Origin of the sequence: Rhizobium sp. WYCCWR 11152, from assembly GCF_013087615.1 — a bacterium.
Lineage (GTDB): Bacteria > Pseudomonadota > Alphaproteobacteria > Rhizobiales > Rhizobiaceae > Rhizobium > Rhizobium indicum.
In genome coordinates, this window is sequence record NZ_JABFCP010000011.1 from 415,305 (window position 1) to 430,870 (window position 15,566).

Here is a 15,566-nt window from a genome sequence, read left to right on the forward strand (position 1 = left end):
GCGCTAACGGAAGAGCCGGATCGAACCGGGATAGAGCGCGACGGTCTCATCCGTCGTCAGCAGTTGGATGCCTTCGACGATCGACTGTGCGACGAGGATCCGATCGAAGGGGTCGGCGTGGATCGCCGGCAACCGATCCACCGCCAGCGTATGCATGACGGTGATCGGCAATTCGCTATAATCGTTGTCGATGAGGGCACGGTAGAAGAGCGGCGGATCGAGATTGAAATCGTCGCGGCCGACGGCGTGCTTGGCGCTGAGTTCGCCAAAGCTTGCGGGACTGAAGAACAGCTGGTTGAGCGGATCGGCGACCAGCTCCCTTGCCACGGCCGGCAGTTTCGGCGAATCCTCCGCAAGCCAGATCAGCAGCAGCGTGTCGAGAAGGAGCTTCATCGCGGCTCTGAAAACCTTGCGACGTCCTGCAGATCCATGCTGTCGAAATCATCCGGCACGGAGATCCGCCCCTTCAGGAAACCGACACGCCGGATCTGCTGCGCACCGCCGGCATCGAGCGGCACCACCTTGACCAGCGGCTTGCCGGCCTTGGCGATCACGAAGACCTCACCGTTCGCCGCGTTTTCGACGAGCCGCGACAGATGAGTCTTTGCCTCATGGATGTTGATGATTCGCATCTCGCTTCGGCATCCATAAACTTAGTTCAATCAACTTAGTTTATGGATGTCGATTTCGCAAGAAACAATAAGGACGCTGAATCACTTCATTATCAGCAGTTTAGCCTAAACCGCCGCTTATGAGAAGCCGGGTAAGGATAATCCACAAAAACCGGTGCCCGGCCGACGCACGGTCGGCCGGGCACAAAATGCCGTTTCACAATGTCGCCCCGGAGGAGTTTACGAACCGCCGTAGGCGGCGATCGCCGCCATGTTGACGATGTCGCTGTCCTTGGCGCCCATCGAAGTGATCTGCACCGGCTTGTCGAGGCCGACGAGGATCGGGCCGATCACCGTGGAGCCGCCGAGCTCCTGCAGCATCTTGGTCGAGATCGAGGCCGAGTGGAAAGCCGGCATGACGAGGACGTTGGCCGGGCCGGAGAGGCGGCAGAAGGGATATTGCTCCATCACCTTGCGGTTCAGAGCGACATCGGCCGCCATCTCGCCGTCATATTCGAAATCGACGCGGCGCTTGTCGAGGATCTTTACCGCCTCGCGCACCCGCTCGGAGCGTTCGCCCGAGGGATGGCCGAAGGTGGAATAGGCAAGCATGGCGACACGCGGCGGATAGCCCATGCGCCTTGCGAGACCGGCGGCCTCCTCGGCGATGTCGGCAAGCTGCTCGGCCGTCGGCATGTCGTGAACCGCCGTATCGGCAACGAAGACGGTGCGGCCGCGGCAGAGCGCCAGGGACACGCCGATGACGCGGTGGCCCGGCTTCTCGTCGATGCAGCGGCGCACATCGTCGAGCGCCGTCGAATAGTTTCGGGTGATGCCCGTCACCATGCCGTCGGCGTCGCCGAGCGCCACCATGGTGGCGGCGAAGTGGTTGCGGTCGTTGTGGATCAGCCGCTGGGCGTCGCGGTGGAGATAACCGTGCCGCTGCAGCCGGGCATAGAGATAGTCGATATAGGCCTCGACCCGCGTCGAAATACGGGCATTGACGATTTCGAGGCCGGGCCGGTTGAGATCGATGCCGGCGCGTTCGGCCGTCGCCCGGATCAGGTCCTCACGGCCGAGCAGGATGGCCGTGCCGAGCTGCTGGTTGGCGTAGGACAGTGCGGCGCGCAGGACCTGTTCTTCCTCGGCCTCGGCAAAGACGATCCGCTTCGGATGCCGGCGGACACGCTCGTAGAGCCTGGCGAGCGTCGAGGCGATCGGATCGCGGCGCGCCGAAAGCTCGCGGGCATAACCGGGCATGTCGGTGATGACCTTGCGGGCGACGCCGCTTTCGATCGCAGCCTGCGCGACCGCGACCGGGATCGCCGAGATCAGCCTGGGATCGAAGGGAACGGGGATGATGTATTGCGATCCGAAACGCGGCCGGTTGCCCTGATAGGCGGCGACCACGTCATCCGGCACGTCCTCGCGGGCCAGGTTTGCCAGCGCGTTGACGGCGGCGATTTTCATCGCGTCGTTGATTGTGGAGGCACGGACATCGAGGGCGCCGCGGAAGATATAAGGAAAGCCGAGGACGTTGTTGACCTGGTTCGGATAGTCCGAACGGCCGGTCGCCATGATGGCGTCGTCGCGGATGCGGGCCACCTCTTCCGGCGTGATCTCGGGATCGGGATTGGCCATGGCGAAGATGATCGGCCGCTCCGCCATCGAGCGGATCATCTTGGCCGAAAACGCGCCCTGCTGCGACAGGCCGAAAACGACGTCCGCGCCTTTCATCGCCTCTTCCAGCGTGCGCGTGTCGGTCTTTGCCGCATGCGCCGACTTCCACTGGTTCATGCCCTCGGTGCGGCCCTGGTAGATGACGCCCTTGGTATCGCAGAGGATGACGTTCTCAGGCGCAAAACCCATCGCCTTGATGAGTTCGACGCAGGCGATCGCCGCAGCACCCGCGCCATTGCAGACGAGCTTCGTCGTCTTCAGGTCGCGGCCGGTCAGCTCCAGCGCGTTGATCAGGCCGGCGGCGGCGATGATCGCCGTTCCATGCTGGTCGTCATGGAACACCGGAATGTCCATCAGCTCGCGCAGCCGGCTTTCGATGACGAAACAATCCGGCGCCTTGATATCCTCGAGGTTGATGCCGCCGAAGGAAGGACCGAGGAAGCGCACGCAGTTGATGAACTCGTCGACATTTTCCGTATCGATCTCGAGGTCGATGGAATCGACATCGGCAAAGCGTTTGAACAGCACCGCCTTGCCTTCCATGACGGGCTTGGACGCTAGCGCGCCGAGATTGCCGAGGCCGAGGATCGCCGTGCCGTTGGAAATGACCGCAACCATATTGCCGCGCGCCGTATAATCGTAGGCGGTCTGCGGATCGGCGGCGATCGCCTTCACGGGCACGGCAACACCCGGCGAATAGGCAAGCGAGAGGTCGCGTTGCGTCGCCATCGGCTTGGTCGGGTTGATTTCCAGCTTGCCGGGCCGGCCCATTGCGTGAAAATCGAGCGCCTCCTGGTCGGTAACCGAGGTCACCGGCCGGTCCTTCTTATCGATATCGGGCATAAATCCTCCAACGTCCTGTGGGCGACGCTTTGCTCTTCCTCAAATGCTGTTGTCATCTATAGCGGCGCGCGGATAGGGTTGGCACCTGTTTTTTTGGGAAAAACTCCACCTCCGTGAACGCACGAATAGACACAGGGAATGAAGCCTTTTCGGCTGCCGAGCTCGCCACGGCGGAAAGCCGTGCCTCGGCGACGCCGATGATGGAGCAATTTATCGAGATCAAGGCGAACAATCCGGGTTCGCTTCTGTTCTATCGCATGGGCGATTTCTACGAGCTGTTCTTCGAGGATGCGCTGGAAGCCTCACGCGCGCTCGGCATCACGCTGACCAAGCGCGGCCAGCATATGGGCCAGGATATCCCGATGTGCGGCGTTCCGGTGCATGCGGCCGACGATTATCTGCAGAAGCTGATTTCACTCGGCTTCCGCGTTGCCGTCTGCGAGCAGATCGAAGATCCGGCCGAAGCAAAAAAACGCGGCGCGAAATCCGTCGTCAAGCGTGACGTCGTCCGCCTCGTCACTCCCGGCACGATCACCGAGGAAAAGCTGCTTTCGCCCTCGGAATCCAACTATCTGATGGCGCTGACCCGCATTCGCGCCAGCGGCGAGGCCTTGCTGGCGCTTGCCTGGATCGATATTTCCACAGGCGTCTTCCGGCTTGCCGAGACCGAAGCCTCGCGGCTGCTTGCCGATATCCTGCGCATCGATCCGCGCGAGCTTATCCTGCCCGATACGATCTTCCACGATCCCGAACTCAAGCCGGTCTTCGACGTACTCGGCCGCACAGCCGTGCCGCAGCCTTCCGTGCTCTTCGACAGCGCCAGCGCCGAAGGCCGGATCGCGCGGTATTTCGGCGTCGCGACGCTCGATGGCTTCGGCACCTTCTCACGCGCCGAGCTGGCGGCGGCGGCGGCCGCCGTCGCCTATGTCGAGAAAACGCAGATTGCCGAGCGGCCGCCGCTTGGAAAGCCGGAACGGGAAAGTGCCGCTTCGACGCTGTTCATCGATCCCGCCACCCGCGCCAATCTCGAACTTGCCCGCACGCTTTCGGGCGATCGCAACGGCTCGCTGTTAAAGGCGATCGACCGCACCGTCACCGGCGGCGGCGCCAGGCTTCTCGCCGAACGGCTGATGTCGCCGCTGACCGACCCCGCCCGCATCAATGCGCGGCTCGATTCGATCGGCTTCCTGATCGACGAACCCTTGCTCTGCGGCAATCTGCGCGACACGCTGAAACATGTGCCCGACATGCCGCGCGCCCTGTCGCGCCTGGCGCTCGACCGCGGCGGCCCGCGCGATCTCTGGGCGATCCGCCAGGGCCTTGAAGCGGCCGGCGGAGTTGCGGCCATGCTCGGCAAGGCGATGCTGCCCGAAGAGCTCGGCCAGGCGCTATCCGGGCTGCAGGCCCTTCCCGCGGCCCTGGAGAAGCTGCTTGCCGAGATGCTTGCCGAAGAATTGCCGCTGTTGAAACGCGATGGCGGCTTCCTGCGCGACGGCGCCAACGCCGAGCTCGACGAGGTCCGGGCACTGCGCGACCAGTCGCGTCGCGTCATCGCTGGCCTGCAATTGCAATATGCCGAGGAGACCGGCATCCGGTCGCTGAAGATCAAGCACAACAATGTCCTCGGTTATTTTATCGAAGTCACCGCCGGCAATGCCTCGCCGATGACGGAGACGGCGGACGCGAAGGCCCGCTTCATCCACCGCCAGACGATGGCGAACGCGATGCGCTTCACCACGACCGAACTTGCCGACCTCGAAAGCCGCATCGCCAATGCCGCCGACCAGGCGCTGACGATCGAACTCGAAGCCTTCGACAGGATGACGGCGGCCGTCGTTGCGCAAGCCGAGGCGATCAAATCCGGCGCCCGGGCGCTTGCGGTCATCGACGTCGCCGCCGGCCTGGCACTTCTCGCCGAGGAGCAGGCCTATTGCCGCCCGCAGGTCGACGGCTCGAAGATGTTTGCCATCGAGGGCGGGCGCCATCCGGTCGTCGAGCAGGCGCTGCGGCGGCAGGCGGGCGGCCCCTTCGTCGCCAATCATTGTGATCTCTCGCCGAGGACCGGCGACCGGGACGGCGCGATCTGGCTGCTGACCGGCCCGAACATGGGCGGCAAGTCGACCTTCCTGCGCCAGAACGCGCTGATATCAATCCTGGCGCAGATGGGCTCCTTCGTGCCGGCGACATCGGCCCATATCGGCATCGTCGACCGGCTTTTCTCGCGCGTTGGCGCGTCCGACGATCTGGCGCGCGGGCGCTCCACCTTCATGGTCGAGATGGTGGAAACGGCGGCGATCCTCAACCAGGCGAGCGACCGTTCGCTCGTCATCCTCGATGAGATCGGCCGCGGCACCGCTACGTTCGACGGCCTGTCGATCGCCTGGGCCGCCGTCGAGCACCTGCATGAAGCCAATCGCTGCCGCGGGCTGTTTGCAACGCATTTCCACGAGCTGACGGTTCTTTCGGAAAAGCTTGGCCGGCTATCGAACGCCACGATGCGCGTCAAGGAATGGGACGGCGACGTCATCTTCCTGCATGAGGTCGGGCCGGGCGCGGCGGACCGCTCTTATGGCATCCAGGTCGCGCGCCTTGCCGGACTTCCGGCCTCGGTCGTGGCACGCGCCCGCGACGTGCTTACCCGTCTGGAAGATGCCGACCGCAAGAACCCGGCGAGCCAGCTGATCGACGACCTGCCGCTTTTCCAGGTGGCGGTGCGCCGCGAGGAAACCGCCCGCGGGGCCTCCAAGGTCGAGGAGGCGCTAAAGGCGATGAGCCTTGACGACATGACGCCGCGCGAGGCAATGGATGCGCTTTACGACCTCAAGAAAAAGCTGAAATAGGAGTAGCGCGCCATGTTCATGGAGAAACTGGTTCGCGAAACCGAGCGCCTCTCGCTCATCTGCTCCATGCTCGATACGATGCGGCGCGCCGATAAGGACCGCAATGCCCGCGGCTGGACTTCGCCGATCGGCATGCTGAAAATCACCCGCTGCTGCGCCGTGATCTCAGAGCTCGGAACCTCGATTGCCAAGGCCGGCTATCGCGAATGCGACAGGCAGGCGCTCGAGGAGATCATGCGCGAGACACGGCAGGTGCTGCATTTGCTGAATGCGCGGGCCGCCGGCTGAGGATTCCGGGAAAGCCGGCGCCTTGCGTCAAAGCGCTCTCGTCTCTTGCGGCGAGCCAACACCATTTCGCCAAATTTAAAGGTTCTTGCAGTATGAAAGCCCGTGTCAATCGCCGGGCAAAGGGGCTATAGCGCATGCAGACGAAACAAGCGGCAGGCCGTGAACCGGCAGTCCGGCATGAACAGGAAACCGCCCCGGCGACAGCGATGCGCGACCTCGATTTCTCCAATATCCTCGACGTCGAGCTCTTGCAGAAGCAGTGTGACGCCGTTGCCGAGGCCAACCGGAACCGGCCCGACGTCCTGCGCGCCGATCTTCTGGCGGTGCTGAAGAAGGCGAGCACCGAAGGCCGGCAGAAGGCGCGCGAGGCACTGATGGCCGACGGCGGCGGGCTCAATTGCGCCTACCGGATTTCCTGGCTGCAGGACCAGATCACCACCGTCCTCTACAATTTCGCCACCGCCCATATCTTTCCGCAGCAGAAGGACAAGTTCGCGGTCACCGCCGTCGGCGGCTACGGCCGCGACACGCTGGCGCCGGGCTCGGATATCGACCTGCTGTTCCTCTTTCTGCCGAGGCCGGCGGAAGAGACGCACAAGGCGGTCGAATTCATGCTCTACGTGCTTTGGGACATGGGCTTCAAGGTCGGTCACGCCACCCGCACGGTGGAGGAATGCATTGCGCTGTCCAAATCCGACATGACGATCCGCACCGCCATCCTGGAGATGCGCTACATCTGCGGCCTGCAGCGGCTGGAAACCGAGCTCGAGACCCGCTTCGACAAGGAGATCGTCACCGGCACCGGTCCCGAATTCATCGCCGCCAAGCTTGCCGAGCGCGACGAGCGCCACCGCAAGGCGGGCGACACGCGTTATCTCGTCGAACCGAACGTCAAGGAAGGCAAGGGCGGGCTTCGCGACCTGCACACGCTGTTCTGGATCTCGAAATATTATTATCACGTGCGCGACCAGGCGGAGCTGGTCAAGCTCGGCGTGCTCTCCAAGCACGAGTACCGCCTGCTCGAGAAAGCCGACGATTTTCTCTGGGCAGTGCGCTGCCATATGCACTTCCTGACCGGCAAGGCCGAGGAGCGCCTGTCCTTCGATATCCAGCGCGAGATCGCCGAAGCCTTCGGCTATCACACCCGCCCGGGCCTTTCGGCCGTCGAGCGCTTCATGAAGCACTATTTCCTTGTCGCGAAGGATGTCGGCGATCTCACGCGCATCCTCTGTGCCGCACTTGAAGACCAGCAGGCGAAGTCGATCCCCGGCCTCACCGGCGTCATCAGCCGCTTCACCCATCGCAACCGCAAGATCGCCGGCAGCGTCGAATTCGTCGAAGACCGCGGCCGCATTGCGCTGGCCGACCCCGAAGTCTTCAAGCGCGATCCTGTCAACATCATCCGGCTCTTCCACGTCGCCGACATCAACGGGCTGGAATTCCATCCGGACGCGCTGAAACGCGTTACCCGTTCCCTCGCCCTAATCGACAATGCCTTGCGGGAAAACGACGAGGCCAACCGGCTGTTCATGTCGATCCTGACGTCGAAGCGGGATCCGGCGCTCATCCTGCGCCGGATGAACGAAGCCGGCGTGCTCGGCCGCTTCATCCCCGAATTCGGCAAGATCGTCGCGATGATGCAGTTCAACATGTATCACCACTATACGGTCGACGAACATTTGATCCGCACCGTCGACATTCTCTCCGAGATCGACAAGGGCCGCGCCGAGGATCTGCATCCGCTCGCCAACAAGCTGATGCCCGGCATCGAGGACCGCGAGGCGCTTTATGTCGCCGTGCTCCTCCACGACATCGCCAAGGGCCGCCAGGAGGATCATTCGATCGCCGGCGCCCGCGTCGCCCGTAAGCTCTGCTCCCGCTTCGGCCTGTCGCAGAAGCAGACGGAAATCGTCGTCTGGCTGATCGAAGAACATCTGACCATGTCGATGGTGGCGCAGACCCGCGACCTCACCGACCGCAAGACCATCACCGATTTCGCCGACCGCGTGCAGTCGCTGGACCGGCTGAAGATGCTGTTGATCCTGACGATCTGCGATATCCGCGCCGTCGGTCCGGGTGTGTGGAACGGCTGGAAGGGCCAGCTGCTGCGCACGCTCTATTACGAAACCGAGCTGCTGCTTGCCGGCGGCTTTTCGGAGGTCTCCCGCAAGGAGCGCGCCAATGCCGCCGCCGAGGCGCTGCATTCAGCACTCGCCGACTGGAGCCAGAAGGACCGCAATACCTATACCAAGCTGCACTACCAGCCCTACCTGCTCTCCGTGCCGCTGGAAGACCAGATCCGCCACGCTGATTTCATCCGCCAGGCGGATAAGGCGGGCCAGGCGCTCGCCACCACGGTGCGCACCGACAGTTTCCACGCAATCACCGAGATCACCGTGTTGTCGCCCGACCATCCGCGGCTGCTTGCCGTCATTGCCGGTGCCTGTGCCGCGGCCGGGGCCAACATCGTCGACGCGCAGATCTTCACGACATCGGACGGGCGGGCACTCGACACCATCCATGTCAGCCGCGAATTCACCGACGATGCCGACGAACTGCGCCGGGCCGCGACGATCGGCCGGATGATCGAGGACGTGCTGTCCGGCCGCAAGCGGCTGCCCGAGGTCATCGCCACGCGCGCGCGCAACCGCAAGAAGAGCAAGGCCTTCGTCATTCCGCCGTCGGTCAACATCACCAACAGCCTGTCGAACAAGTTCACGGTCATCGAAGTCGAATGCCTCGACCGGCCGGGGCTGCTGTCGGAGATCACCGCCGTCCTTTCCGATCTGTCGCTCGACATCCAGTCGGCCCGGATCACCACTTTCGGCGAGAAGGTGATCGACACCTTCTACGTTACCGATCTGGTCGGCCAGAAAATATCAGGCGACAGCAAGCGCGCCAACATCACCGCCCGGATGAAGGCCGTCATGGCCGAGGAAGAAGACGAGCTGCGCGAGCGCATGCCCTCCGGCATCATCGCACCCGCCGCCACCGCCCGGACCCCGCCCGCCAGCGAAAAGAAGGCCGGTTCCCCCATATGAGCTTGAACGCATGAGCCCCCCACGCATGAGCCCAAACGCATGAGCCTCGTCAAGAAATTCGCGACCGTCGGCGGCGCCACCCTCGGCAGCCGCATCTTCGGCTTCGCCCGCGAAACGCTGATGGCTGCGGCCCTCGGCACCGGACCGATGGCCGACGTCTTCTACGCCGCCTTCCGCTTTCCGAATCTCTTCCGCCGGCTATTCGCCGAGGGGGCCTTCAACGCCGCCTTCGTGCCGCTCTTTGCCAAGGAGATCGAGGCGAACGGTACGGACGGCGCCAAGCGCTTTTCGGAAGAAGTCTTCGGCGTGCTGTTTTCGGTGCTGCTGCTCATCACCATCGTGATGGAGCTTGCCATGCCGCTCTTGGTGCGCTTCGTCATCGCGCCGGGCTTTGCCGACGATCCCGAAAAGTTCTCAATCACGATCCGCATGGCGGCCGTGATGTTTCCCTATCTGATGTGCATGTCGCTGACGGCGATGATGAGCGGCATGCTGAATTCGCTGCATCATTTCTTCGCCGCCGCCATCGCGCCCGTCTTCCTCAACGTGGTGATGATCGGGGCGCTGTTTTATGCGCTCTATACCGGCGCCGATCCGCTGGCGACGGCCTGGTATCTCTCCTGGGGCGTTCTTGCCGCCGGCGTCCTGCAACTCGCCGTCGTCTATGTCGGCGTGCTTGCGGCCGGCATGAGCATCGGCTTCCGTTTCCCGAAGATGACGCCGAACGTCAAGCGGCTGCTGATCCTGGCGGTGCCGGCTGCGGTGACCGGCGGCATCACCCAGATCAACCAGCTGATCGGCCAGGCGATTGCGTCGTCGCGCGACGGGGCGATCGCAGCACTGCAATATGCCGACCGCATCTATCAGCTGCCGCTCGGCGTCGTCGGCGTCGCCGTCGGCGTGGTGCTTCTGCCGGAACTTGCCCGGGCGCTGAAGGGCGGCAACCTGCGCGAGGCCGGAAACCTGCAGAACCGCTCGATCGAATTCGTGCTGTTCCTGACGATCCCCGCCGCCTTCGCGCTCTGGATCCTCTCTGACGAGATCATCCGCGTGCTCTACGAGCGCGGCGCCTTCCATCAGGAAAACACCGCCGTCGTCGGCTCGATCCTGGCGATTTACGGCATCGGCCTGCCGGCCTTTGTGCTGATCAAGGCGCTGCAGCCCGGTTTCTATGCCCGCGAGGACACCAAGACGCCGATGCGTTTTTCGGCCATTGCGGTTGCGACCAACTGCGCCACGGCGCTGACGCTCTTCCCCTATATGGGCGCGCCAGGCATCGCGGTTGCCGAAGCCACCGCCGGCTGGATCAGCACCGTGCTGCTGTTTGCCACGCTTTTGCGCCGTGGCCACCTGACATGGGAATGGGCGCTGGCAAAGCGCACCGCCCTGCTGATCGTCGCTGCGGCCGTCATGGGTGCGGCCATCGTCTTCCTCAAGCAATATTGGGCGCCCTGGCTTGCTTCCGGCGCGCCGCTTCTCACCAAGATCGGCACCCTCGGGTTGCTGATTGCAATCGCCATGCTGATCTATTTCGCCACCGCCTTCCTGGTCGGCGGGGCAAATCTCGGCATGATCCGACGCAATCTGAACCGCAAGCAGGCGCCGGCTAACGACGGGTGAGGCCGGTCGTAACCACCGTGACGCTGGCTACTTTATGGCTGTGGCTTGCGACCAGACAACCATCCATCGTTCGTCATGCCGCTCATACGTGTCAGTGTGCCAGTAATCGTTGAGAGCGACTTTGTGGCCACCGAAGACAACCTCCAGCTGAGCACGATACCGAAGAACGGCGACCCCGTCATAAAGGCGCACGGCAATGTCAGCGGGCCGCCAGATCAGGTATTTGATCTGCCCGGAGGCGATCGCACCGAGATATTCTTCCTTTGAAAGCGTAGCACCGATTGGCGTTATCAGCTGGAAGTCCGGAGCGTGAAGCTGTTGTGCCCGAACAATATCGGCGTTGACCAGGGCACGCAGCCTCGCGCGCTCCGTTTCGCGAAGAAGGTTGGCCTTACTGGCCGGCGAGGATGCGTCGACGGTCGGGATTGTCATGTCCGTTCTCCAATTGAAAGCAAAAGCTATTTGAATCTACGCATCGTGGTAGGCCGGCACCAATCCCAAGTCGATGAGGCTTTGGGCGCTGGCACGGATGCATTCCTCTTCTGGGCGTGAGCTCCATCCGAGGACGCAGTGGGCTTTTGCCGCACTGACGCTGAGATCGCGATTGAGCTCATGAACAATGGTTCGCGCATTGGGGTCGGATTGCGCCATGACCCTAACGATCTCATCAGGGACTTCCCCGGACGGCAGGCGGGAGGCATGGTCGGGAAAGGAATGGGCAAGAATGGCCACAAGGTCCTTGAGCCAGAAAAACCGTCCACCGATGATGAACCGTTGGCCGCCGGCAGCAGGATTGGTCATCGCTCGAATGTGGGCATCGGCGGTATCGCGCACATCCACGACGGAGAAGCCAAAGCGCGGGATACCGTTGAATCGTCCCGTCATCAAATGGTGGATCAATCCAACAGACGTCCCGAAATTCGGCCCGAGCAACGGCCCGAGGATCGTGCTTGGATTGATCACGGCCAGATCGAGCCCGACTTCATGAGCAAAGGCCCAGGCGGCCCGCTCAGTCAGCGTCTTGGATTTGTAATAGGGCGTCGCCCGCGGGCTTTCCGGGTCGGTCCAATTCTCTTCGGTAAAGGGCGCCTGCCCGTCGCCATGGTTGGTGGCAGCTATAGAGGATGTCAGAACCACACGTTTGACCCGTGCCCGATGCGCCTCGCGAAGCACGCGCAACGCACCATCGCGGGCTGTCTGGATCAGTGCATTCTCATTTTCAGGATATCCCGGAGGGAAAGGCGATGCGGTGTGAATGACATAGTCGCATCCTTCGACAGCCGCAGCCCAACCGCCATCGCTATCAAGATCGGCCTGCACCAGACTGAGGTTTTGCAGTTGCCCGTCAGTGTGCGCTCCAAGCAGACCGACCGTCGCAGCGCTTGTACCGATGCTGCGCAGGCTTCCTCTGACCCGATACCCCTGCTTGAGCAACTGCAAGGCAATGTGGCCTGCGAGAAATCCGCCAATGCCGGTCACCAATACGATGGCGCCATTAGAATTATCTGACGTGATACTCATGGGTATCTCCTGACTGCGCACCGATGCGCCTTCATCGACTTAGACATCTATACATTATTTGTCTACTCGTCTTTTGACAGAATGGTCATGAAATGCCAGTCTGTCCAAATGATGCAGAATGATCGGAAAATCACCCAAATCCTGGATGCTGCCCTGCCGGTGTTCGTGCGTTTCGGCTTTCGAAAAACTTCCATGGCCGACATTGCGCGCGCCGCAGGAATTTCGCGAGCATCGCTCTATCTGAGCTTCAACAGCAAGGAAGAGCTTTTCCGAGCCGGTTCCATGCGAGCGCATATTCGCGCGCTGGATGAGGTGGGAGCGGCCCTGGCAGGACAGGGGAACACCTTTGACCGCATGGAAAAGGCCATAGCGGTGTTTCAGCGGGAGTTAATCGCCCCTTTTGGCGGCAGTTCCGATGCAGAAGAACTGTTTGCCGCCAATATGGCCTTGGCTGCGGATATCACGCTCGACGCGCGGACACGGCTATCGACGATGCTGACACAGACGCTGAATGCCGCCGCGGCAACCAGGGAAATTGATCTCGAACCGCTGCAGGCATCGCCTGTTCAACTGGCCAGTATCATGATGGCTGCAATGGATGGGATCAAACACGCGCAATGGAATGGTTCCAGCCTCGATGACGATACAAAACTATTCATGCGTCTCCTGCGGGTGGCGGTGACGCCGCGGAGCGGCCAATAGAGGTGGTCGCGGTAGGTCTTTTCGCCGCCACTGAATCGGCGATCCTTAAACCGGAATGGGAAAAGGCGGACCGGATGATTCCTCAGCAATCCACCCATCGTCGCTGCGGTCCGACGTCGACATGGATGATGCCGTTGCAATAGCTGCCGATGCCGCCGATGCCCGGCGCGCTTCTTGCGGCAGCAATGATCGTGCGCTCCGACAGGCCGGGCATCCTGATATCGGCCGCCAGACATTTCCCATGCAGGGACCCATGGCGGCGGGGATGCGGCCTGTGGCCCGAGGTTATCACAGGGCGTCGGCCGGTCTTCGCAGCAATATGCGACAGGATCGCTCGCAGGCGCCCCGGAAAGCAGCTGGCACGAACGCTGACGGTCTGGACCGTGTAGGCGAGACGTGCCTGATGTTTTGCAAGATGAACGGCATGCCTTTTCATGTCTTGACCGACGGCACCCGTTGCTGATTGAAAGGCGAAAAGGCCTGCCATGGCGAGCAAAATTGCGTTCTGCATGGTCGCTCCGATCGGCTATCCCAGCGACCCCAACGGCGCCGGCACCATGCGCAGGATTTTCGGTTCAAAAAAAGCTTTTTTGTGAAATTTTATACTCAATTATGAGTAAGTCGATTGATCAATTCGGCTTAAAATCCGGGAATTGCCGCCCCAAACTGGAATAAACATCTCAAACGCGAGGCAACACATGGTGATCCAGTCTCTTTTCCTCGTCACCCTCGTGGTCGACGACTACGACCGCGCCAAGGCTTTTTATTGCGATAGTCTCGGTTTCGATTGCCTTCAGGACGAGCTGCAGCCGGAGGGCAAGCGCTGGGTGGTGGTGAAGCCGAGGGGTGGGGATGGAGCCGCCTTTTTGCTGGCGCAGGCGGCAGACGAGACGCAGCGCGCGGCCGTCGGCAATCAGACCGGCGGGCGTGTCGGCTTCTTTCTGAAGACCGACGATTTCGCCCGCGACCATGGCGCGATGCTGGCAGCCGGCGTGCGTTTTCAGGAAGAGCCGCGTCACGAGGTTTACGGCACGGTGGCGGTGTTTGCGGATCCCTACGGCAACACTTTCGATCTGATCCAGCACACGGCCGCCTGAACCCCTTGATTGCGACCGGTTGCCCGTGCATAAGCCGCGGCGTTAACAACATGGGCGAAAAGCCCTGCTGCATTCTGCAGCAATTTAAACTGTGACAGCGTGGGCCCTCCACCAGCCTATTGAGGACGACATGAGCGAATTCAAGAAACTCGTATTCTCCGGTGTGCAGCCGACCGGCAATCTGCATCTCGGCAATTATCTCGGCGCGATCCGCCGGTTTGTGGCGCTGCAGGAAGGCAATGACTGCATCTACTGCGTCGTCGACATGCACGCGCTCACCGCCCAACTCGTGCATGAGGACATGCCGAGCCAGACGCGCTCGATCGCCGCCGCCTTCATCGCCGCCGGCATCGATCCGGAAAAGCATATCGTCTTCAATCAGTCGGCCGTGCCGCAGCATGCCGAACTCGCCTGGATCTTCAACTGCGTCGCCCGCATCGGCTGGATGAACCGGATGACCCAGTTCAAGGACAAGGCCGGCAAGGACCGCGAGCAGGCCTCGCTCGGGCTCTATGCCTATCCGAGCCTGATGGCCGCCGACATTCTCGTCTATCGCGCGACCCATGTGCCTGTTGGTGAGGACCAGAAGCAGCATCTGGAGCTTGCCCGCGACATCGCGATGAAGTTCAACCTCGACTATGCCGAGCATATCAGCAGGACCGGTTACGGCGTCGACATCACCGTCGGCAACGAGCCGGTGCATGCCTATTTCCCGATGGTCGAGCCGCTGATCGGCGGGCCGGCGCCGCGCGTCATGTCGCTGCGCGACGGCACCAAGAAAATGTCGAAGTCGGACCCCTCCGATCTCTCGCGCATCAACCTGATGGACGATGAGGACGCGATCTCGAAGAAGATCCGCAAGGCCAAGACCGATCCGGACGGCTTGCCGAGCGAGATCGACGGGTTGCAGGGCCGTCCGGAAGCCGACAATCTGGTGGCGATCTATGCCGCACTCGCCGACAAATCGAAGGCGGACGTGCTTGCCGAATTCGGCGGCCAGCAATTCTCCGTCTTCAAGCCGGCGCTGGTCGACCTGGCAATCAACGTGCTGGCGCCGATCACCGGCGAAATGCGCCGGCTGATGGACGATACCAGCCATATCGACGCTATCCTGCGCAAGGGCGGCGAACGCGCAAGGGCCCGCGCCGAGGTGACGATGCAACAAGTGCGCGACGTCATCGGCTTCCTCTATTGAGATAGATCTCCCCTTTTTCCCGCCAGGGGAGAAGGGGACTTCCCCTGGGGAGAAGGGGATTTCTTCTCGGGCATCAGGGCAAAAACTGGGCTTGCAAATTTTCCGCTTCGGGTGTCAGAGTCCGCGCC

General features: G+C 62.2%; 13 protein-coding genes. 7 read left to right on the forward strand and 6 right to left on the reverse strand.

Annotated elements, in window-relative coordinates; genetic code table 11:
* Positions 1–3 precede the first annotated feature (3 nt).
* The 3 genes from G9X67_RS23600 to G9X67_RS23610 all read right to left on the reverse strand — a co-directional run bounded on the left by G9X67_RS23600 (position 4) and on the right by G9X67_RS23610 (position 3,134).
* The gene (locus G9X67_RS23600) at positions 4–393 is read right to left on the reverse strand and encodes a type II toxin-antitoxin system VapC family toxin (protein WP_138332305.1); all 390 of its coding nucleotides are present in this window, start codon (positions 391–393) and stop codon (positions 4–6) included.
* On the reverse strand, positions 390–632 hold the full coding sequence (locus G9X67_RS23605) for a type II toxin-antitoxin system prevent-host-death family antitoxin (RefSeq protein ID WP_062943825.1): 243 nt from the start codon (positions 630–632) through the stop codon (positions 390–392). The genes G9X67_RS23600 and G9X67_RS23605 overlap by 4 nt, the downstream gene beginning before the upstream one ends.
* A 219-nt stretch (positions 633–851) precedes the next feature.
* Positions 852–3,134, reverse strand: coding sequence for an NADP-dependent malic enzyme (locus tag G9X67_RS23610; protein ID WP_138332304.1), 2,283 nt, complete (start codon positions 3,132–3,134; stop codon positions 852–854).
* Positions 3,135–3,247: 113 nt separating this feature from the next.
* On the opposite strand from G9X67_RS23610, the gene mutS reads away from it, so the two are divergent.
* The 4 genes from mutS (at position 3,248) to murJ (ending at position 10,923) form a co-directional block, all read left to right on the forward strand.
* A complete protein-coding gene (mutS, locus tag G9X67_RS23615) occupies positions 3,248–5,974 on the forward strand; it encodes a DNA mismatch repair protein MutS (protein WP_138332303.1) in 2,727 nt (908 codons plus the stop codon).
* Between the two features lie 12 nt (positions 5,975–5,986).
* Positions 5,987–6,262, forward strand: a complete 276-nt coding sequence (locus G9X67_RS23620; protein ID WP_003544896.1) for a hypothetical protein — start codon at positions 5,987–5,989, stop codon at positions 6,260–6,262.
* A gap of 134 nt (positions 6,263–6,396) precedes the next feature.
* Positions 6,397–9,303, forward strand: coding sequence for a [protein-PII] uridylyltransferase (locus tag G9X67_RS23625; protein ID WP_138332302.1), 2,907 nt, complete (start codon positions 6,397–6,399; stop codon positions 9,301–9,303).
* A 39-nt stretch (positions 9,304–9,342) separates the two neighbouring features.
* Positions 9,343–10,923 carry a murein biosynthesis integral membrane protein MurJ gene (gene murJ / locus G9X67_RS23630; protein WP_171599828.1) on the forward strand — a complete coding sequence of 527 codons (1,581 nt, stop codon included), beginning with the start codon at positions 9,343–9,345 and terminating at the stop codon, positions 10,921–10,923.
* A gap of 27 nt (positions 10,924–10,950) precedes the next feature.
* On the opposite strand, the gene G9X67_RS23635 is transcribed toward murJ, so the two are convergent.
* Entirely contained in the window at positions 10,951–11,355 is a 405-nt protein-coding gene (locus tag G9X67_RS23635; protein ID WP_138332300.1) for a nuclear transport factor 2 family protein, read from the reverse strand.
* Between the two features lie 36 nt (positions 11,356–11,391).
* Complete coding sequence (locus tag G9X67_RS23640) at positions 11,392–12,444, reverse strand: aldehyde reductase (protein WP_171599829.1); 1,053 nt, start codon at positions 12,442–12,444, stop codon at positions 11,392–11,394.
* Positions 12,445–12,552: 108 nt separating this feature from the next.
* Here G9X67_RS23640 and G9X67_RS23645 point away from each other — a divergent pair, with 108 nt between their 5' ends.
* The gene (locus G9X67_RS23645; protein WP_246697178.1) at positions 12,553–13,146 is read left to right on the forward strand and encodes a TetR/AcrR family transcriptional regulator; all 594 of its coding nucleotides are present in this window, start codon (positions 12,553–12,555) and stop codon (positions 13,144–13,146) included.
* Between the two features lie 82 nt (positions 13,147–13,228).
* On the opposite strand, the gene G9X67_RS23650 is transcribed toward G9X67_RS23645, so the two are convergent.
* Positions 13,229–13,657, reverse strand: coding sequence for a D-Ala-D-Ala carboxypeptidase family metallohydrolase (locus tag G9X67_RS23650; protein WP_138388346.1), 429 nt, complete (start codon positions 13,655–13,657; stop codon positions 13,229–13,231).
* A gap of 187 nt (positions 13,658–13,844) precedes the next feature.
* On the opposite strand from G9X67_RS23650, the gene G9X67_RS23655 reads away from it, so the two are divergent.
* Positions 13,845–14,243: a VOC family protein gene (locus G9X67_RS23655; RefSeq protein ID WP_171599831.1), complete on the forward strand. Its 399-nt coding sequence runs from the start codon at positions 13,845–13,847 to the stop codon at positions 14,241–14,243.
* Positions 14,244–14,373: 130 nt separating this feature from the next.
* Entirely contained in the window at positions 14,374–15,438 is a 1,065-nt protein-coding gene (trpS, locus tag G9X67_RS23660) for a tryptophan--tRNA ligase (RefSeq protein WP_017995867.1), read from the forward strand.
* Positions 15,439–15,566: the final 128 nt, after the last annotated feature.